Below are 19,442 nucleotides of genomic sequence, written 5' to 3'. Positions count from 1 at the left end.
CGATGGCCGCCGCTAAGACGAATGCTGTACGTTTTCTGGAAGGATTGGGCATTTCATTCGAGGTGCGCGAGTACGAAGTGGACCCGGAGGATCTTTCCGCGGAGACCGTTGCCGCGAAGATCGGGTTTCCGTTGGAGCAGACCTTTAAAACCCTGGTCGCACGCGGTGACAGGACGGGCGTGTGTCTGGCTGTCATTCCCGGCAACACCGCCCTGGACCTGAAGGCGCTGGCCAAGGCGATGGGGGACCGCAAGGCGGATACGGTCCCCTTGAAAGAAGTGCAGCCACTGACCGGCTATATCCGGGGCGGCGTTACGGCGATCGCAGCAAAGAAAGACTATCCCGTGTATCTCGATGAGTACGCGCAACTGTATGACCGCATTTCCATCTCAGCAGGGCAGCGTGGCATGCAGATTCTGCTCGCGCCCGAGGATTACCGCCGCGCCGTCAATGCGATTTACGCGCCGATCGCCAAGGACAAGGAGTAGGACAGTTACTTCTGTTTGGCGACGATCAGGTCTTTGATCTTGTCGTAGGTCGCCTGGGGCAGGATGCTCTTCTGGACAAGTTCATCCTTCCGCTTGTAGGGGCGGCCTTTGACGATTTTGCCGGAGTAGGCGTCACCGATGCCGGGCAGGGCCTTGAGGGAGTCTACCGAGGCGGTGTTGATGTCGAGCAATTCGGCAGCCTTGGCAGGCGCCGCGGCTGCGGATTTGACCGCTGCTTTGGCGTCGGCAGCCTTCTTAGCGGCCCCCTGGCCGAATGCTAGCGACAAGGCCACTATCGCTACGGGGATGAGACGGAAGAGCTTCATAGCGGACAGTTATAGCATGCCTGTCAGTCCCCGGCAAAGGGTTTGAGCGGCGCGAGCGATGAGCAGAAGGCCGGGATTATCCTGACTTTCGTCGATCTGTTTCAGGCCATCCACTGTGATGGCCAGCGCGACGCGGCCCTTCGGCATATACACGATGCCGACGTCGGAGCGCAGTGCATCGAGTGCTCCCGACTTGCTGGCGACCGCCAGCGTGCCCATGCGGCGGCCGATGCCGTCTTTGAACTGCTGCCGCTTGAGGATGTCGAGCATGGCGCGACTGGAGGCAGGGTTCACAACCTCGCCCTTTTCCAGCCGTTCCAGCAGGGTCACCATCTCGAGTGGAGTGGTCGAACCGATGCCGAAGCGCTTGTTCTCTTCGAGTTGCCCGGCTTTGCTCCAACCGGAGGGCGCTTTGAGTTGATTGCCGTCGCCGCGCACCTTGCGCATGCTGCGGGTCTGTTTCAACCCGAGGGTGTCCAGAAAGGCATTGACTGCGTCGGCGGTGATGAGGTCAAGGATGAGGTTAGTGGCGGTGTTATCACTGACGACGATCATCACGTTCACGACGTCGCGCAGCGGCAGGCGGAGACCCGGGGAAAACTCATGCAGTACACCAGAGCCGGAGACTTTGTCGGACTCGCGCAGTAGCACGGGGTGATCCCAGCGGAGTTGGCTCCGGGCGACTTTGTTGAATACGGCCGCCATGATGGGGAGTTTGATGGTGCTGGCGGTGCGGACGCGGGCGTTCTCGCGCAAGCCGAAAGATTGGCCGTTTTCAAGGTTTTTGGCGTAGAGCGAGACCTCGGCATCGACGCCCAACATGTCGCGGCGGATGGCGTTTTCCAGATCTTTCGACGGGGCCAGCGCTACAGCAGGTAGAGATAGAAAATTGCGGCGTCTCATGTGATGATGGGTCCTCGGGTGAAAGGAGCGGTTTTTCACATCATGGATCTTCTGGAGAACGTCCTGCAAGGCGGAAGCGGGGACATGGTCCGCCAGTTGGCCGGCCAGTTCGGCCTGGACGAGAGTCAGGTCAATTCGGCAGTGGGTGCGCTGCTGCCGGCGCTGCAGGGTGGCGCGGGCCACGAAGAAGCGGCGGCCCAGGCGGCGGAGACTACCGGTCTGGACAGCGGGTTGCTGCAGCAACTGGCTCCGCTGCTCGGTTCGTTTCTAGGTGGGCAGCAGGGCGGCGGGGGCGGTGGGTTGCTGGACACGGTGACCTCGATGCTGGATCAGGATAAAGACGGGTCCGCGCTGGATGACGTGCTGGGCATGGCCCAGAAGTTCATGCAGAAGGAATAGGAACGGTCTTCCGAAAAACAACGGCTCCGGCCGCCCCATTGGGGCCACCGGAGCCGTCGCTGTTTCTGGGGCTAGCGGAGTTTGGAGTAGTCGGTGGGGTCCATGTAGACCGAATCGGCTTTGGTAACAATCTTGCCGCTGACTTCAGAAGCTTCCCGGACCTTCTTCCACTCGGGATCGTTGCGGAAGGCGTCCCATGAGGCTTTGGCGGCATCACGGCTCTTGTGTTCGAGGATGTAGATGAGCGTGTTCTCGTGCTCGGGACCATCGGCCGGCACCCAGTAGCCGACGTTCTTCATGCCGTGTTTTTCGAAAAGTTTGACGGTGTGGTCGCGGAAGCGGGCCAGCAGGTTAGGCAGCTTGCCCGGCTCGCAGTGATAGGTCCGCAATTCATAAACGTGAGTTTCCGCCGCGGATGCGGGGATGCCGCGTGCCATCCAACCGGCTGTGGCAGCGAGGGCGGCAATGGCGAGAGTGAGGAGTGGAGTTTGGTATTTCATAGCTGGGCCTGATCAGTCCTTGGCGAAGGTATTGCACGCCGAGAGCTTCCCTGAATTGTATCCCCGCTGGAACCACTCCATGCGTTCGGCCGAACTGCCATGAGTGAATGATTCGGGCGAGACGTGGCCGCTGGCCGCTTTCTGCAGCCGGTCGTCGCCGACAGCGGCGGCCGCGCCGAGGCCGGACTGGACGTCGCCCTGTTCCAGGATGCCGCGTTCATTGGTGCTGTGACCCCAGATTCCGGCGAAGCAGTCGGCCTGCAGTTCCATCTTCACGGAAAGCGGGTTGCGCAGGGCCGGATTGCGGCGCTGGGCGGAACGCACCTGCGCCTCGATTCCGAGGAGGTTCTGAATGTGGTGGCCGATCTCGTGAGAAACGACGTAGGCTTCCGCGAACTCTCCAGGTGCACCGAACTTGGTGCGGAGTTCGTCAAAGAAGCCGAGATCGATGTAGAGCTTCGAGTCGCCCGGGCAATAGAAAGGGCCTGTCGCCGACTCGGCCATGCCGCAAGCCGAGTCTACTGTGTCGCGGAACAGTACGAGTTTCGCCTTCTGGTAAGTCTTGCCCTCTGAGGAGAGCATCTGGGACCAGGTCTTCTGGTTGTCATTGAGAACGAAGGAGACGAATTCCACCAGGGGCTGTTCGCTCTTCGTGCGTGCAGTGTCGGGTGCGCCGCGGCTGACGGCTGGCGACCCACCGCGGCTGAGGCCCAGGAACGGGCTGAGGAGATCGGTCTTGAAGACCAGGCTCAACACGCCAAGCACCAACATGCCGCCCAGGCCTAAACGGAAGCCGCCGAAGCCTCCACCTCCACCACCGCCGCCACCGCCACCGTCGTCGCGGCGATCCTCGATGTCGTCACTTGTGCCACCAGGTGTCCAACGCATGCCCGATTCCTCCTTGCCTGTCCTCGATTCCCCAAGTCTGCCACTGAGCAGGACTCAACGGCAATTGCCGGCAAGCAGGAGTTCGACGATGACCACATCGCGCCAGACGCCGTCGAGCTTGCCGTGCTTCTCATAGATGCCCACCTGGCGGAACCCCAGGGAGTCCAGCAGGCCCAGGCTCGCCCGGTTGTCGGTGAACACACGGGAAAGGAGCTTCCAATACCCAGCCTTCCCGGCCTCGTCCTGAAGCGCCAGCATGGCCGTCCGGCCGGCTCCGTGGCCCCGCCCGGACCGCGCAACGTAGACGGAGAACTCGGCGACCCCGCTGTAGCAGTCGCGCGGCCGATAGGTGGAAGTGGCGGCGAAAGCGACGATCCCGTCATCGGCCTCCACCACGACGACGGGATGTACGCCATCGAACCACGCCCGGATGTCCTGCTCGGTCCGGGGCCTGGTTTCGAAGGTAGCGACGCGGTCCTCGATGCCTTCGTTATAGATGCGGGCAATGGCCGCGGAGTCGGCAGGTACGGCCGGACGGGCTGTCATTTGCGCAGTGTAACGCGGCAGAGCGGGCCTTGGCGCATGTACCGGCCGGGCGCACTGCCCCGCGCGTCCACTACGTCCGGACCTTGAAGAGCTTGACCCCGTTCTCCCACGTGACTGCTCGAAACACCTGCGACGAGGCCAGCCGCTGCAGCAGCGTCAGGGTTTCGCGTGCCACACATTTGCCCGCCAGGCGGCTTGCCTCGGGGTTGTTGTTCTGCGAGACTCCTGCGCCGTTACCGTCGGAACAGCTGCAGTCGCTGCCAAAGATCAGCTTGGTTTTATGCCTGCTGAGGAAGCCGCGCGAAAACTCGGGATCTCGCGAGAGTGCGTTGTTCCCCGAGTTCGCGGACAGGTCCCCGTACAGGTTCGGGAAATCGGATAACCAGCGGTCTGTCAGCCCTCCAGCCTTGACCGGGCCTGCGGGATAGCCGCGGTCGGTCGGGACGTCGGCGCTGATGTGGGCCCAGAACAGGTCCCCATGGCCGATGAACGTGGTGCGTGGGTAGGCGCGGAGCACCTTATCGAACTCCGGGTAGCCGGTGTTGTACGGCAGTTCGCCCGCGAAATGGGGGAAGTTCTGGATGTGCATCATCACCGGCACTTGGAACTCGGCCGCAATGTCATACACGCGGCGCATTTCCTTGGAATCCAGAGCCAGGTGGAACTTCAACTCGCCGATGCTCACCGCGCCGTCGCGCAGGGAGTCTCGCAGAAGTTGGCCGGACTCAGCCAACGAGGGGTCGATCCGCACCGAGCGGACGAAGTGCCCGGGCCTCCGGGCCATTTCCGCCTTGGCCCGCTGCTGGTCGGCCGCCGGCGTCAGCAGCACGGCATTCGTCACGCCGCAGCCGCGCATGTGTGTGAAGCAGGCGTCGGCATCGGCCCGCAGATGAAGGTGAGTATCGAGCACAGGACCGCCCCACGATTGTTCCGGTTGGGCCGTCAACCGCGAAGCCGCGGCAGCGGGCAGGAGCGTGGCCAGGAAGTTTCTGCGTTGCATGGAGTCGCCTCGATAGCGATTCAGTATAAGGCGAAAATCCGCCGGGCGCGCCGCTAGCGGAACAGGCGAGGCGCAAGGTCAGCCAGGGAATGCCTCCAGACCTTCCATTCGTGTGCGCCGGGGAACTCCGCGAAGGTCACCTTGAGCTGATGCGCCTGAAAGTCTTGCAAGGCCTTCTTTTGGAAGGGCATGCGCGGATCTTCCGTGCCGCATGACATGTAGAACAATTTCAGCTTCCTGTTAATGGCCGCCGGATCGCTGTAGAAGCCGGGTGCGATCTTTTCTATGTCGAACGGGCCGTAGCTCGCCACTCCGCCAAAGATCCCGGAACTGAACTCGGCGATCCAGGCGAACGAATCGAGGCTCGTCAGGCCGACATTCATCGTCGTCCCGCCACCGGCGGATAGCCCCGCCATGGCACGGTTCTCGCGGTTCTCCACTGTCCGGAAGTGGCCCGCCACAAAGGGGATGAGCTCCTCCAGAAGTTCGCGTTTGAGCAGCGGGTAGTTGGCTGTGCCCGGTCCAGCGGGGGTCGCCGGAACGGCAGGCATCACGCCAGGCGCGGGTGCGCCGCTGACATTGTTCGGCATGACAATCAGCATCGGCACGGCCTTCTTCGCTGCAATCAGGTTGTCCACGATGACGCCGGCACGGCCATCGCGGCTCCAATCCAGCTCGGCGCCGCCTCCTCCATGCCACAGGTAGAGCACGGGGAAGCGCTTCGCCGGCTGCGTGTAATACTCCGGAGGCACATAAACATAGACGCCGCGCTGGGTCCTGCTGATCGCGGACGGGTAGGTGAGGATGTCTATCGAACCGTGCGGGACGTCCTGCACCTGATCGAAGCGGGGCGGAACGCCCGGAATCTCGACAACACTGGCATCAATCGTGGCGCCCACCTTGGCGATCGGATTGGCGAGATCGATCATCTTCACTCCGTCGACGAGGAAAGAATATGTATAGATTTCGGGCTCAACCGGACCGATCGTGACGCTCCAGACGCCATCCTCCCCTTTGGTCATGGGATTTGGTTGCGTTCCGGCTTCGCTGAAGCGCAAAACAACTTCCGCGGCCTTGGGCGCACTGATACGAAATGTAATGCGGTGGTCAGGTAGGATTTCCGGCGAGATGATGCGGCGGACGGCTGGTTGCGCGAAGGCGACCACCGCGAATATGAAAGCGAGTGTCATCCTGCTCATGGAGGGTGGTCCAATTTCATACCCTTCAATGGATGGAGTCAAACCAGGAGGCGAGACGGCCCGCTGACGCTGGAACCGAATACCGTCAGTCGTGTCGAAACTGTCCGTCATTTGAACCACGAGCGCTCCGCGCAGATGGCCGCTTCTGAATCTCTGTGAGTACGATCCGCCCCGGGGTCATAGATATGTCCAGATTGGGTGCGCAGCGGCCAGGAAATTGCAACGCTCAGTCAGGCAGGAGTGGCATGCGTGTCACGCCGCAGCTCCTTCGCTGCGGAGCAAGGCAATGAGTTCCAAGGGCCTAGGTTGCCTGGACCCAGTCGGCCTCAGCAGGCCGAGGTGAAAGCAAATCCGGAGAAAATGCCAGTGAGGGGAAAATGTACCGATCAACTTGTTCACACCTGGACCAGGTCAATGCGGTCAAGCCGCGAACAAACGGCTGTGAGGAATGCCTCAAGCTGGGAGATGAGTGGCTCCACTTGAGGTTGTGCCTCACCTGTGGACACGTCGGTTGCTGCGACGACTCGGAACACAAGCATGCGACGAAGCACTTCCACACCACGCACCATCCTGTCATCCAGTCCTTTGAGCCGGGCGAGAAATGGAAGTGGTGCTTCGTTGATGAGGTCGCCTGGGAATAAAGAGTGATTGCCGGCGCTGGCCGAGTGTAACGGGTGCGCCTCTGGCTCGATGGGTGCTGCCGCGAAACTGGGCATTCCGCGGCAGGCCCTGGAGTTGAGAATCGGGAGGTTGGGTATCAATCGGTACGGGCGGAAAGCCTGACGCCTAACGCGTGCGCGCCTGCCAACGCTGCGGCTGCCCGTTCGCCGATGATTACGCAAGGCGCCATGATGTTCGCGCTTGTCAGGGCAGGCAGGATCGACGCGTCAGCAATGCGCAGGTTGTCGACGCCGTACACCTTGAGATCGCCAGCGACCACAGACATCGGGTCGCGACCCATCTTTGCGGTTCCACACTCGTGCCAGTAGCTGGTGGCGGCATCGCGGATAAAGCGCTCAAGCTCCGCACCCTTCAGGTTGCCGGGCATCACCTCTCGCTTCACATACGGACGGAGCGGCGCGGCGTTCCCAACTTCACGGCAGAGTTCGATGCACTGAATCGCCGCCCGCAGGTCAGCGGGCTCAGCGAGAGTGTTGGCCTCGATGAGCACGGGATCCTCAGGACGAGGTCCAGTGACGCGCAGGCGCCCGCGGCTCTCTGGGTGCGCGACCGCGCCGAAGAGGGTCCATCCCGCTGTCGGCAACCCGAAGCGTTTGGCATTCTCTGTTGTCGATTTCGGAACCTCGGCTTGGCACACAAAGAGGTTCGGAGCTTCCATCCCAGCGCTGGTGGTTGCGAAAAGAATGGCTTCGGACATGTTATTCCGCGGCGCGATCGCCTCTGGGTATTCCCAGACGCAATCGAATGCGACATGGTCCTGGAAGTTGCGACCCACACCCGGCAGATGCTGGACGATCGGAATCCCCAACCGCCGCAGATCTTCCGCATCGCCGATCCCGGACTGCACCAGCAGTTTAGGCGTTTGGATCGCACCGAGCGAGAGCACAATCTCAGCCGCAGCAGCCACGCGATGCGTTCTGCCGTCATAAACGAACTCGACACCAGCCGCGCGCTTGCCCTCGAAGATCACACGCGTCACCAGCGCCTGCGGGAGCACGGTGAGGTTCGATCGGTCCATCACCGGGTAGACGTAGGAACGAAAGATGGACTGGCGCTTTCCGTCCCGCACTCGCACATCCGTAATCGATGCGCCTCGGGCCGATTCCATCAGGAAGCCGTTGGCGTTCGGAAAAGAGGGCAGTCCGGCAGCTTGGGCGGCATCCACCGTGGCCGGTGCGAGGGGATTCGGTTGGGGAGCAGGTTGCACGAAGACGGGCCCGCCTGTGCCGCGATACGCCGGGTCGGGCGCGCCCTGCCAGTCCTCTATTTGACGGTAGATGTCGAGCACGGAGTTGTAGCTCCATGCCGCATCGTTAGCTTCGGAGGCAAATCGATCCCAGTCGGTTTTGTGCCCGCGCGCCCAAACCATGACGTTGATACTCGATCCACCGCCTAGTACCTTGCCCATGGAAAACGGAATGGACCTGCCGTTGACATGTGCGTTTGGTTCTCCGTGAAAGCTCCAATCGCGATCACTACCAAGATTCAGCGGCCACTGATCCGCGTGGGTCACAGCTGGCGCATCATCCTCACCTCCGGCTTCGAGCAGCAGAACGTCGACGCCCGGATTTTCAGCCAGGCGGCGCGCCACCACCGAGCCGGACGACCCGGATCCGCAAACGATGAAGTCATACACCCGCTTCAGTGACGACCGTAACCGGCCCTGGTTGTCGCGCACGCGTTCCGCAAAGTTCAATTCGAGAGCATTCGAGGTATGCATAAGATTCCTTCGCCGCAGCTCGACTACGACGCCCCTGCGCCTGGCCGCGATCCATTGGTATGGGCAATGGACATGCCAATCGCAAGGCACTGAAAGTGCTGGGACGCGAGTGTTGGGCACTGACGGTAGTTCGTCTTTCTGCTGAGCGGCCGTCAGCCAGGATCAGCGGAGTCGTTGCCGTTTCAGCAGTTTAGGAATGGCCAATTGCTTGCCCTCTTAATCCAGGTATGCAGTTCAACCAGGAGAGATTGGCTATGAATGGAATGAATCAGGAACCCGTCTCACGGCGGCATCTGCTCGCAGCCGCGGGCCTGACCGCCGGAGGCGGGTTGCTGGCGAGCCGGCCGCTTCGGGCCGCGCCGGCATTTGGCGCGCTGAAGACAATTGACGCCGGCGTGCTAAACGTCGCTTATGTCGAGGCCGGCCCATCCGATGGCCAGGCTGTCGTGCTCCTTCACGGCTGGCCATACGACATCTACAGCTATGCGGATGTGGCGCCCCTGTTGGCATCGGCCGGTTACCGCGTAGTGGTTCCTTACCTGCGTGGCTATGGCGCAACGCGCTTTCTTTCGGCTGAGACCCCTCGCAATGGACAGCAGGCCGCCCTCGCCGTCGACACAATTGCCCTGATGGATGCCCTCAAGATCGACAAGGCAATTCTCGGCGGCTTTGATTGGGGCGCGCGCACCGCCAACATTGTTGCCGCGCTATGGCCGGAACGCACGAAGGCTCTTGTGTCGGTCAGCGGATATTTAATCGGCAGCCAGGAAGGGAATCGCGCCCCACTGCCACCGCAAGCCGAACTCGCCTGGTGGTACCAGTTCTACTTCGCGACAGAACGGGGACAGGCGGGCTATGAAAAGTACAGGAAGGAATTCTCGCGGCTCATCTGGCAGACGGCCTCGCCCAAGTGGCGATTTGACGATGCTACGTTCGATCGCAGCGCCGCGGCTTTCGACAACGTCGACCATGTCGCCATCGTCATCCACAACTATCGTTGGCGGTTGGGCTTGACCGATGGCGAGTCGAAATATGATGCGCTGGAAAAGCGGCTCGCTGCAGCCCCGGCCATCACTATTCCCACGATCACATTGGAAGGGGATGCGAACGGCGCACCGCACCCGGATCCCGCGGTCTACTCGAAGAAGTTCACCGGCTGGTACCGTCACCGCGTCGCCGGCGGGGGTATCGGTCACAACCTGCCACAGGAGGCGCCGCAGGTGTTCGCCCAGGCCGTGCTCGATGTCGCCGCGGAGGCTCGTCGAACATAACCAAGCCCGTAAGGGCTCGGCCATGCGGCTCTCGTGAAGAGCGGAGATCCCGATCGCCTTCCGCCACTCAAAGCCCGGGCTGCCGGGAAACCCCTGTCATATCGATGCGGAACTAGTCCTTCGGGCATTAATGTGTCGACGCGCAGACTCCCAGGATCTGCATGATCAGTTCCTGCCGCAATCCCATCACTGAGTGAATGCGGGCAATGCCTCGACTAAGGACAGACCAGTGGGTTACCTCTTCAAGAATGACCTCTACGACGGATTCGGCACTTGGCCTCTCGGCTTCGGTTGCAGCGCGCCTGGAGGCGGATGCCTTCGAAGCCGAACAAAAGGGGTGCATCCACAGCGCACGCGAGCTGTACCTGAAAGCCAGCGCTTTCTACGCAACTTCATACCACCCGATGTATGGCTCGACGAGTTGTTCCATCCGGCTTAGTATCCTGCACCGGAAACAGACTTCCTTCAAGTAAGCAGTTCCGTCGTGATCAGTTTCATCCCCCGAATCGCCCCAGATACAGGTGAAGGCGCGAGAAAGGCGCCCACATCAACAGGAGCGAATCCATGAAACTCAGAAATACGATTTTGGCGCTGACCTGCCTCACCACGGCGGGCTTCGCGCAGGATGTCCGGTACAACTATGCCAACGGCACCGACTTCAGCCAGTACAAGACCTACAAATGGGGCCAGAGCCGGGCGGCGGAGAAGCTGGATTCCATCACCGACCGCCAGTTGCGTGATGCAGTAGACGCCGAGATGACTAAGAAAGGCCTTGTCCGGCAGGAAGAAGGACGCACCGACCTGCTGCTGGTCTACGAGCCGTCGACACGCAACGAGAAGCAGATCACCTCCTTCGACACCGGCTGGGGCTATGGGCGTGGTTGGGGACGCCGCTGGTCCGGCTACGGTCCGGGCATCACGACTGCTGAGACCTCCACCATCCGGGTGGGCGAGTTTGCCCTCGACATCTACGACCGGGAGAAGCACGAACTGGTCTGGCGGGGCGTCGCGTCGAAGACCCTGGATCCCAACATGAAGCCGGAAAAGTGGCAGAAGACCATTCAGGCCGGCGCGGAGAAACTGCTGAAGAACTTCCCGCCCCCGGTGAAGAAGCAGTCCTGACAGTTGCCTCGATCGGGAGCCGCCTCTCCGGCTCCCGATCTTTTCCCCCCGTCTGTTGCGGCCGCTGGTAGAAGTAGAGCGGCTTGTTGACGATCACCCACCGCCGGATCCGCTCCGTCTCCCTCGTTCGACCAGCCCGTAGGCGTTCGGCCAGCAGCGTATTGCTGGCGACACCACCACCCACATGAGGCTCCCCCCTTGATCTCCACAGGCGCAACTGGACCCGGAATCGCGGCGGACGCCGGCAGGGTCTTCCGAATGGGCCATGAGGAGTTCAAAAACGAAGACGCGCCCATGCATCGCACGAGCGCGTCTTCCTGTTTTGGGCCACTGGATCTAGCGCCAGCGCCCCTCCACCCAGATGTGCATTCCATTCCGGCGCTCCCAGCGTCCGGGAGTCCAGGCCGCCCGCCCGCGCGGCGGGACCGTCCAGTACCCGCTGGCCCAGACATAGCGCCGGCCATCCCAGAAGTAGTGGCCGGGGACCCAGACATGGCGCGGTCCGGGCCGCACAACAATTACTTCGCGGGGTGGCGGGGGTGGCGGGCCGAAGCGAGCACTGACGCTCACCTCGGCAGCGCCGGCGAGCATCGCGAACGCAAAGAAGCCAACTGATAACAAGCGTTTCATCCGAATTCTCCTTACTGTCTGTTTCAATTCCAATGGGGACGGCGGTTAGCGCGAGCCGCGCCGGCCGCCGCCTCTGGGGAAGCCGGGTCCGGCCATGCCGGCTCCGCGTTCGCGGCTCCTGCGCTCGTCCTCGCTGCCGGAGCCTCGCGGTTCCACGCGCGGGCCTGGAAACTGGCGCGGACGTTCGGGCTGCACGGCGCGCGGTGTTGGGGACGGCCGTTCGGGCGACCAGTTTCCGCCATCTCTCCGCTGCCAGCCTCCGCCGGTATTGCGGTGCAGATCCCCGTTGTGGTCGACGTAAACGTTGTTCGGCCGGCCGGGGTCGGGCCGCATGGGCACGGGCCGCAGCGGATCTTCGCCGGCAGGGGGACGAGCAGGCAGATAGGGCTGCGGACGAATCCCGGGCTGGCCGGGCCGGTTGTAGATGTTGCCACCAGGGCCGGCCCACGGCCGAGGGCCGGGGTAAGGTTGCGGACCAATCGGCCGGTAGGGAGGACGCCAATCGGGCGGGCGCGGCGGGCGATACCCGCCCGGACCAAACCATCCGCCGTTGTAGTGACGATACGGACCCGGATAGGCCGGACCCCAGCCGCCCCAGCCCGAGCCCCACCGGGCGGAGAGCCCCAGCCAGCCCGAGTTCCAGCTCATGCCGAAACTCCAACCGGCCCACGGGTTGTACCGCACAGCGAAACCCCAGGTCGCCGGGCGGGGATAGTAGACGGTGCCATACCAGCCCGGATAGTGCCAACCGGTCCCGTAGACAATCACCCCGCGGTAAGGCAGCGACCAGCGGTAACCGGGCAGATAGCCGACATACACGACATCGGGCGTCGAATCGTAGATGTAGACATACCGCGTGTTATAGACGGGGCTGCTGGGCGGAATGCGGTCAATCGCCGTAGGCCGCACATCCGAGACCTGCCAGGGGCCGGACGGCGTGGGTGCGGAGTACCAGACTCCTCCTTCGCAGGCGAAGTACCTCCCATCGGCCTGGATCACCTGCGACGGCGTGTTCACCGCATAGGACATCGTGGTGCCCTGAATAGGTGAGAACCGGGGTTCCCCGTCGTAGGCGACATCGATCTTGACATTGCTCCGGGAGACTTCCGCGGTCTGCGGGATGACGTTATCCATCAGCGCATCCTTCGCGCGGTCGGTGCCGGGAATGAACGCCAGGACGTTGGCCTTGGGCGAGTTCTCGGGGATCAGGGCGAAGCCCTTCGGCAAGGTGTCGGGGGTGATGAAGGCCCAGGGCCCTTGGAGGGACGGCGCCGCGTACCAGCGCCCGGAGATCAGCAGGAAATGGCGCTGCGTCGCCACTTCCAGGAAGATGTCGCTCTCTGAGTTGCTGACGTAGAGAATGTCGCCGCCGGCCAGCGGCGCGTAGTTGGGGGCGCCCTGCACCACCACCAGTTCAGTCGGTTCGGTCGCGACCACGATCCGGGCCAAGCGCAACTGGCCGGCTGACGCGGTATTCTGGCCCTCCACGCCCGGCGAGGCCTGGGGATTGGACTCCTTCACCAGATCCTGGATGGAGGATGGGGCACTGTCGACAGCCTTCCATTCGCCCTGCAGGAGGTCGCGCGTAGTGAACCAGACGCTGGAACCCGACAGCCAGTATTCCTTATGTTTGGTGTCGAAGATAACAGGCAGCGCTGTATTGGCGACCACCTGCAAATCCTTTTTGCCGGTTTCCTGGAAGCGAGGGGGGCCGTCCAGCAGCAGGAGCAGCGCCGGCCGGTTCTCGATGACGATGCGCGGCGGGTCGTTGCGATAGCCCGGGTCTCCGCCGGAGTCCACCGGTTGGAGCGTCGCGCGCAGCCTGCTGAGCGAGAGGGAGAGATCCCAGCGCGGGACCGCCTTCTCCAGGAAGCTGACGATGCCCTGCAGGTCACCGTCAGGGATCCCGGTGAACCGCGTGCGGAGCACCTGGACCGATCTCACTTCGGCTATGTCGCGATCCCGGTCGGTGCTGAGGGTAGCAGCCACCCAGAGGGCGCCGAATACCGGTTGCTGGTCCTGCGGCCGTTTGATGGAAACCGCGACGCGGCTCTGCAGCGTAACGCCGTCGAGCGAGTCGGGCTGGGGCTGATAGACGATGATCTCCGTACTGCCGTCATGGACGATGCGGGGCCACCCGGCATCGTTGGCCCTTGCCGGGCCAGCCACGGCCAGCGCCAGGCAGGCCAGACAGGCAGCCGCGCTCATTCTCAATCTAGGAAACTTCACTTGGATGCACTCCCACTGATTCAGGGGGTGGTGGCGCGGTGGAAGTGATCAGACGCAGGCTTCTGTTTTTCCGGGCGCTCGGTTGATCAGATCCTGATGCCTTCCGCCCCCTCCTGAAATGAACGGTTCGCCGCCGCCTGTTTCGGGCGAAAAGGCAAAGGGGAGGCACTGAATGCTGGGAGACAAACTACTTTTTCTGGAGCTGGCCAAGGCCGCGTCGGTTTCGTTCGTGGCGCTGCTGCCGTTGGTCAATCCCGTGGGGAGCGCCCCCATCTTCCAGGCATTCGTGCGGCAATATCCACGCGATATACAGGAGACCCTGGCCCGTAAGGTTGCCCTGTACGGATTACTGCTGCTGGTCAGCTCACTCTTCCTGGGCGTGAAGATCCTGGCTTTCTTCGGGATTTCCCTGAATGTGGTCCAGGTGGCCGGCGGGATGGTGATCGCGCACACAGGTTGGGAACTCCTGCGGCACGAGAGCCCGGTCGACGACACGGCAGTCAAGGAGACGCCTGTGCAGGCACCGCTGACGCGCGCGTTCTATCCGCTGACGCTGCCCCTGACCGTGGGACCCGGATCCATCTCGACGGCGATCGGCCTGGGCGCCCACTTAAACAGCAACGGCATTGGGATGATGATGGCGTCTACCTTGGGCATGCTGGTCCTGTCCCTGGTGGTGTGGATCGTGTATCACAATGCACACCGCCTGGAACAGCTGCTGGGCAGCACCGGCACCGAGATCCTGAACCGGCTTTCCTCGTTCGTCCTGTTCGCCCTGGGCTTGCAGATCCTCTGGAACGGGCTGGCGGTGGCGCTACGCCGTCCGTAGTGCCCGGACCTCTCGCAATCTGATCAGACGGGTTCAACAACGCAGCCGGGCCGCCCCCCCCGGTTACTGGCCAGACTCGCACTGGCTTCTTTCCACCGTGCCTCCTGGGGTGCTGAGCTGAATCGCATACTGGCACCCCCAGGTGGGCTGGCCTGCGAAGGGCTGGTAGAAGAACATCTTCTTGAGGCTGGGGTAATAAACTACCAGATTGCTGCCGGCGCCCACCGGGCGGACGTCGACCTGTGGCATTTCGTAATCGGCTCGTACCTGCGACAGGGGTGCAGCCAGGCGGCCGGCCTCAAAGCCGGCGGCGGCCAGCAGGAGTCCCCAAAGAAGAAGGCGGGTTTTCATCGAAGTATTGTCCTCGCTATGTGTAGATCGTTCGGCCTCGGCGGCTCTATCAGAGAAGTGGCTGGAAGGTCCCCAAAGTGATCACGCCGCTTGTACCGCCCCCGATTTGCAGCCTGCACTCCGCTGATTATGGTGGCGCGGCATGTGCTATATTTCGGGCTCAGAGCCATACCATTTTCGTTGGGACATCCGCAAACGAAGCTGGCCGTGCCGACCACCATGGCAGCACCAAACGACGAGCACAACTGGCAGCGGATCCTGGAGTTAGCCCACGAGGTGGCGGAAGTCCCCAGTGAACAGCGGGAGTCCTTCCTCCGGACGCGCTGTGACGACCCGGTGATTGTCTCCAGCGTTCTCGACCTGGCGCGGAAGTTCCATGCTCCGGCGGCAGCGCCCGCGATGGAACCGGGCTCGCACATCGGCCGGTTCACCATCCTGGCCCGCATCGGACAGGGCGGCATGGGCCAGGTGTTCTCCGCGGTAGACGATGTACTGAACCGCACGGTCGCCATCAAGATCCTCAGTGGAGATCCAGCGCAGGCCGGGCAGCGGGCAGAGCCGATGATCCGCGAGGCCCGCACTGCTTCCTCACTGAACCATCCGAATATTGTCACCATCCATGAGGTGGTCAACACAGGACAGACCGTCGCCATCGTGATGGAGTTCGTGCCTGGGGATTCCCTGCGGGTCCTGGCGGCAAACCCAATGAATGCCGTTGCGTGCATGAGAGCGGCCCGGCAGATCGCCGCGGCGCTGGAAGCAGCACACAGCGCCGGGATCATTCACCGTGACATCAAGCCGGAGAACGTCGTCGTGCGCCCGGATGGCCAGGTAAAAGTCCTCGATTTCGGGCTGGCCCGCACGGCTTCCGGCGATACTTTGCACAGTGTCTCTTCGGCCGGGCTATGGGCGGGGACGTTCCGGTATATGTCGCCCGAGCAGTGCGACGGTTCCGGGCTGACCCCGGCCAGCGATGTCTACTCCTTCGGCACCGTGCTCTACGAGCTGTTGGCCGGGCAGCACCCGTTCCCCGAGATATCGCCCATCCGGACGATGTGGTCGATTGTGAACGATAAGCCGCCGGCGCTGCGGGACCGCACGCCCGGACTGCCACCCGCCCTCTACGCGCTGATCGAAGCCATGATGGCGAAGGCGCCCGCGGCCCGCCCGGCGGCTGGGGCGGTGGGCGCGGCGGTGGAGTCGATCCTGGAAGACCTGCGGGGCTCCTCTTCGTCCGGCGGATCCGGCGTGAGGGGGCCCGTCCCTGGACGCCGCCTGGTGAGGGCCGCGATCTGGGCGGCCAGCCTGCTCGGCCTGGCCGGGCTGGGCGGAGTCGCGTATTGGAAAGCACGCCCCAGGACTCCGGCGATCGAACTGGCCGACGCACTCACCAAGCTACTGCCGTCCAATCGGGCCACGGCTGCCGCGATCTCGGGGGACGGGCGCTTCCTGGCCTTCGCGAACTCGCAGGGGATCAGCCTGCGGATGCTGGAATCGGGCGACACGCAGCCGCTCCAGGTTCCGGCCGATTTCGTGGTGGACCACATCGCCTGGTATCCGGATCATGCGCGGATGGCCGTCAGCGGGTTCTCGGCGACACGGAACCAGCCCGCGATCTGGCAGGTGTCCATCACGGATACACCGCCGCGCCTGCTGCGGCAGGGCGCCCGGGGCGGCGCGCCTTCGCCGGACGGGAACGAGCTTGCCTTCGTCAGTGAAGACAGCTCTGAGATCTGGGTGTCGCGAGCCGACGGGCAACAACCCGAGAAGGCGCTGCCAGGGGGCGCAGGCGACACATTTCCGTTCGTTCTCTGGTCCCCAAACGGACGCTGCGTCCTGTTCCAGCGCAGGTCGCCTTCCACTCGCGATCTGGGCTCCGGCGCCTTCGACCGGTACTTCCAGCGAAGCCTGGAGTCGTTCGATCTCCGGACTCGCCGGGTGGTCAGCAAGGTGCCCGAGTTGTGGATCGAATCGGCGGCCATGCTGCCGGACGGCCGCCTCCGGTTCCTGCGCTACTCCTCACCGGGCTCGTACTATGCAAAGGAGCTGTGGGAGATCCGAACGCGGCCGGAGTCGGGCATCATTCAAGGGCAGCCACTCCACCTCGGCGGGCCGGAGCGGGAATACGGCGGCTACCTGGCCGGGTTGACCAGCACCGGCAGAGGCGACGTAGCCACCATGCTGCAGGCAACCGACGAACATGCCATCTACACCGCCGACTTCGACCCTTCGCCGCCACGTCTGACCCATATCCAGCGCCTGACCCTGGATCGGGGCCGCAGCTTTCCCCATGCCTGGACCCCCGACAGCCTCCAGGTGATCTTCGATTCCGAGCGCAATACCTCGTGGGATGTATTCCGGCAGAGAGTGGACAGCGCGGAGCCCGAGGCGGTGGTGGCCGAAGCGCGCCGGGCGGAGGTTCTGCCGCAGCTCGCGCCCGGCGGCCGCGACGTCCTGTATGCCACGGGCTCAGGCAACAGCAGCGGTACGATCGACCGGATGATGCGGGTGCCCCTGACCGGCGGGCTGCCGGTGGAGGTCCCTTTGAATGGGTCATTGGGCGAGTTCCGCTGCTCATCCGGCCCGGCCGGCCGGTGTGTGCTGCGCAGGGCGGAGGAACAGAGGTCCTACCTCTTCTACGAATTGGATCCGGAACGGGGTGTGGGCCGCGAAATCGCGAAGACCGCCTGGATGCCGGGCATCCTCGGCGACTGGGATGTCTCGCCGGATGGACGGTGGGCGGCCCTGCCGAATCACGATGCGAAGTCCGCCCGGATCCGCCTGGTGGCGTTGACGCCCGGCGACGCCGAGCGTGAGGTGGTGCTGCCAGGCATCGCGGACCTCAAGGGCTTGACCTGGGCCGTGGATGGTTCCGGTTGGTTTCTCAGCCTGACGACGACGGTTGGGGTGCGGACGGTATTCGCCTATCCCAGCGGCCGCGTCGCACCGCTGGGCAACCTGCAGGCGGTGGTTCAGGCTCCGAACGGCCGCAAGGTGGCGTTTGTCGACCATATTGTCGCGGCGAACGTCTGGAAGGTCAAATTCCGCTAGCCTTGCGGCTTGACGGGCGGGATCAGCTCGACCAGGGCCATCCGGCCGTCGGTCCAGATGCGGTCGCCGGTTCCGTTGGTGCTCTCATGCGGGACCGTGGGGCGGACCAGATAGGATACGGAGTCCACCTGCCGGGCAAACCGCAGATCGAAGATCACTTTGCTGCGCTCATCGTCGACATTCGAGTCCACCTTATGGGAGAAGGTGCGGGCCTTTGTGGAAAACTCGATTCCAATGTCGTGCGTGGCCGCGGCGATCCAGATGGGCCGGCCCCGCCAGTCCGCCCCGCTCGACCAGATGCGGACGTGATCCCGTTTGGCGAAGGTGTTGTTCTGCTTCTGGAACACAAGATCCGGCTCCCTGCCTCCGACCAGAAGGGTGGAGACCGGAGCGCGCTGATACGAGTGGTGGGCGGCCACTGCCAGGAATGTACGGGTGCCCGACTCCAGCGAGAGGTGAGCGGCGGTATGCCAGCCGGCCTGCCGGAAGGCGTGCGTCAACTCGTCCCGGCTGCCCACGAAGGCGAGATTGATCCAATCAGAAGGAGCCGACAGGTGTTTGGCCTCGGTCCGATTGGGCAGTTGGTTCAGGATGGCAGCGGCGCCAGGAGGCAGGGGGGCTTCACTCCCGGCCAACTGCGGGAGCGCGGCGAGGGGAGGGGCCGTCGTGAGTGCCAGCGACAGGTTGACGCCGGCCGGATAGTGGACCTCCGGACGGTCGACCTCGCGCACCACGTATTTCGTCGTCTCCAGCGACACCAGCAAGGCCGGATGGGCATAGGCAGCCGCGAGGAGTACCGCCTCCACGGTGCCCGGCCGCTTGCGCAGCGGCTGCAGGGCGACGATGGTTCCATCTTTTTCCACGGTTTCGCGGGCGTTGTCCACATCCAGCACGCGGGCGGAGATCGGGAAGTCGCGAGCGCCGATCCGGACCCGGTCGAACTGCAATTGAAGCCTGGTGCGTATCTTCGGGGCTTCCGTCACGGACCGGCCCATCAACTGGCTGCCCACAGGGATGCCCCGCCCGTCCCCTGCCGGGAACGGACGCAACACCACCGCCTGAACCTCAGCGCCCGGGTGGGCCGAGTTCACCGGAGATTCAAGCCGGACCCACAACGGCTGGGCCGCGGGGGCCAATGGCTCGCTTTGCGCATGGCTTTCCAGGATGACGAATGCCACCAGCGCCAGCAGGATAATCCACCGGATGAGGCTCGATCGCCTCATAGACAAGACGGCAGTCTTCGGGAGCGGCACGCACGGACCGTCGGTCGCGCGCCGGGGCTGACTCGAGGGTCCTTGAACCCTTCCGC

At 63.4% G+C, this 19,442-nt stretch carries 19 protein-coding genes; 7 read left to right on the top strand and 12 right to left on the bottom strand.

What is annotated here, in order from left to right:
- Positions 1 to 2: 2 nt before the first annotated feature.
- Positions 3 to 488: a Cys-tRNA(Pro) deacylase gene (gene ybaK / locus ACR9Y2_RS06265; RefSeq protein WP_435040196.1), complete on the top strand. Its 486-nt coding sequence runs from the start codon at positions 3 to 5 to the stop codon at positions 486 to 488.
- Between the two features lie 5 nt (positions 489 to 493).
- On the opposite strand, the gene ACR9Y2_RS06260 is transcribed toward ybaK, so the two are convergent.
- Positions 494 to 814 (bottom strand): ComEA family DNA-binding protein, encoded by a 321-nt coding sequence (locus ACR9Y2_RS06260; protein ID WP_435040195.1) that lies wholly within the window; start codon positions 812 to 814, stop codon positions 494 to 496.
- A gap of 9 nt (positions 815 to 823) precedes the next feature.
- On the bottom strand, positions 824 to 1,717 hold the full coding sequence (locus ACR9Y2_RS06255; RefSeq protein ID WP_435040194.1) for a serine hydrolase: 894 nt from the start codon (positions 1,715 to 1,717) through the stop codon (positions 824 to 826).
- 42 nt (positions 1,718 to 1,759) lie between these two features.
- Here ACR9Y2_RS06255 and ACR9Y2_RS06250 point away from each other — a divergent pair, with 42 nt between their 5' ends.
- Positions 1,760 to 2,116, top strand: coding sequence for a DUF937 domain-containing protein (locus ACR9Y2_RS06250; RefSeq protein WP_435040193.1), 357 nt, complete (start codon positions 1,760 to 1,762; stop codon positions 2,114 to 2,116).
- Positions 2,117 to 2,187: 71 nt separating this feature from the next.
- On the opposite strand, the gene ACR9Y2_RS06245 is transcribed toward ACR9Y2_RS06250, so the two are convergent.
- The 5 genes from ACR9Y2_RS06245 to ACR9Y2_RS06225 form a co-directional block, all read right to left on the bottom strand.
- Positions 2,188 to 2,616: an NIPSNAP family protein gene (locus ACR9Y2_RS06245; protein ID WP_435040192.1), complete on the bottom strand. Its 429-nt coding sequence runs from the start codon at positions 2,614 to 2,616 to the stop codon at positions 2,188 to 2,190.
- A 12-nt stretch (positions 2,617 to 2,628) separates the two neighbouring features.
- Positions 2,629 to 3,504 carry a KPN_02809 family neutral zinc metallopeptidase gene (gene ypfJ / locus ACR9Y2_RS06240; RefSeq protein WP_435040191.1) on the bottom strand — a complete coding sequence of 292 codons (876 nt, stop codon included), beginning with the start codon at positions 3,502 to 3,504 and terminating at the stop codon, positions 2,629 to 2,631.
- 54 nt (positions 3,505 to 3,558) lie between these two features.
- On the bottom strand, positions 3,559 to 4,050 hold the full coding sequence (locus tag ACR9Y2_RS06235) for an arsinothricin resistance N-acetyltransferase ArsN1 family A (protein ID WP_435040190.1): 492 nt from the start codon (positions 4,048 to 4,050) through the stop codon (positions 3,559 to 3,561).
- A gap of 70 nt (positions 4,051 to 4,120) precedes the next feature.
- On the bottom strand, positions 4,121 to 5,050 hold the full coding sequence (locus tag ACR9Y2_RS06230; RefSeq protein WP_435040189.1) for an amidohydrolase family protein: 930 nt from the start codon (positions 5,048 to 5,050) through the stop codon (positions 4,121 to 4,123).
- Positions 5,051 to 5,103: 53 nt separating this feature from the next.
- A complete protein-coding gene (locus tag ACR9Y2_RS06225; protein ID WP_435040188.1) occupies positions 5,104 to 6,249 on the bottom strand; it encodes an esterase in 1,146 nt (381 codons plus the stop codon).
- A gap of 377 nt (positions 6,250 to 6,626) precedes the next feature.
- Between ACR9Y2_RS06225 and ACR9Y2_RS06220 the strand changes: the two genes are divergently transcribed.
- The gene (locus tag ACR9Y2_RS06220) at positions 6,627 to 6,890 is read left to right on the top strand and encodes a UBP-type zinc finger domain-containing protein (RefSeq protein WP_435040187.1); all 264 of its coding nucleotides are present in this window, start codon (positions 6,627 to 6,629) and stop codon (positions 6,888 to 6,890) included.
- A 116-nt stretch (positions 6,891 to 7,006) separates the two neighbouring features.
- Here the strand turns inward: ACR9Y2_RS06220 and ACR9Y2_RS06215 are convergent, their stop codons facing one another.
- Positions 7,007 to 8,650 carry a GMC family oxidoreductase gene (locus ACR9Y2_RS06215; protein WP_435040186.1) on the bottom strand — a complete coding sequence of 548 codons (1,644 nt, stop codon included), beginning with the start codon at positions 8,648 to 8,650 and terminating at the stop codon, positions 7,007 to 7,009.
- Positions 8,651 to 8,913: 263 nt separating this feature from the next.
- On the opposite strand from ACR9Y2_RS06215, the gene ACR9Y2_RS06210 reads away from it, so the two are divergent.
- Entirely contained in the window at positions 8,914 to 9,921 is a 1,008-nt protein-coding gene (locus ACR9Y2_RS06210) for an alpha/beta fold hydrolase (RefSeq protein WP_435044824.1), read from the top strand.
- Positions 9,922 to 10,485: 564 nt separating this feature from the next.
- Entirely contained in the window at positions 10,486 to 11,043 is a 558-nt protein-coding gene (locus tag ACR9Y2_RS06205) for a DUF4136 domain-containing protein (RefSeq protein ID WP_435040185.1), read from the top strand.
- A 336-nt stretch (positions 11,044 to 11,379) separates the two neighbouring features.
- Here ACR9Y2_RS06205 and ACR9Y2_RS06200 read toward each other — a convergent pair whose 3' ends face one another.
- Positions 11,380 to 11,673, bottom strand: coding sequence for a YXWGXW repeat-containing protein (locus tag ACR9Y2_RS06200; protein ID WP_435040184.1), 294 nt, complete (start codon positions 11,671 to 11,673; stop codon positions 11,380 to 11,382).
- Between the two features lie 45 nt (positions 11,674 to 11,718).
- Entirely contained in the window at positions 11,719 to 13,902 is a 2,184-nt protein-coding gene (locus ACR9Y2_RS06195) for a hypothetical protein (RefSeq protein ID WP_435040183.1), read from the bottom strand.
- Between the two features lie 172 nt (positions 13,903 to 14,074).
- On the opposite strand from ACR9Y2_RS06195, the gene ACR9Y2_RS06190 reads away from it, so the two are divergent.
- On the top strand, positions 14,075 to 14,731 hold the full coding sequence (locus tag ACR9Y2_RS06190; protein WP_435040182.1) for a MarC family protein: 657 nt from the start codon (positions 14,075 to 14,077) through the stop codon (positions 14,729 to 14,731).
- A gap of 63 nt (positions 14,732 to 14,794) precedes the next feature.
- Here the strand turns inward: ACR9Y2_RS06190 and ACR9Y2_RS06185 are convergent, their stop codons facing one another.
- The gene (locus ACR9Y2_RS06185) at positions 14,795 to 15,082 is read right to left on the bottom strand and encodes a hypothetical protein (protein ID WP_435040181.1); all 288 of its coding nucleotides are present in this window, start codon (positions 15,080 to 15,082) and stop codon (positions 14,795 to 14,797) included.
- A 219-nt stretch (positions 15,083 to 15,301) separates the two neighbouring features.
- On the opposite strand from ACR9Y2_RS06185, the gene ACR9Y2_RS06180 reads away from it, so the two are divergent.
- Positions 15,302 to 18,133 (top strand): protein kinase domain-containing protein, encoded by a 2,832-nt coding sequence (locus tag ACR9Y2_RS06180; RefSeq protein ID WP_435040180.1) that lies wholly within the window; start codon positions 15,302 to 15,304, stop codon positions 18,131 to 18,133.
- Here the strand turns inward: ACR9Y2_RS06180 and ACR9Y2_RS06175 are convergent.
- Positions 18,130 to 19,356 (bottom strand): LssY C-terminal domain-containing protein, encoded by a 1,227-nt coding sequence (locus ACR9Y2_RS06175; protein WP_435040179.1) that lies wholly within the window; start codon positions 19,354 to 19,356, stop codon positions 18,130 to 18,132. The two genes, ACR9Y2_RS06180 and ACR9Y2_RS06175, sit on opposite strands and share 4 nt — an antisense overlap.
- Positions 19,357 to 19,442: the final 86 nt, after the last annotated feature.

Origin of the sequence: Paludibaculum fermentans, from assembly GCF_051172195.1 — a bacterium.
In the GTDB taxonomy this organism is placed as follows: Bacteria; Acidobacteriota; Terriglobia; order Bryobacterales; family Bryobacteraceae; genus Paludibaculum; species Paludibaculum fermentans_A.
This window is presented reverse-complemented; position numbering and strand designations above follow the sequence as displayed.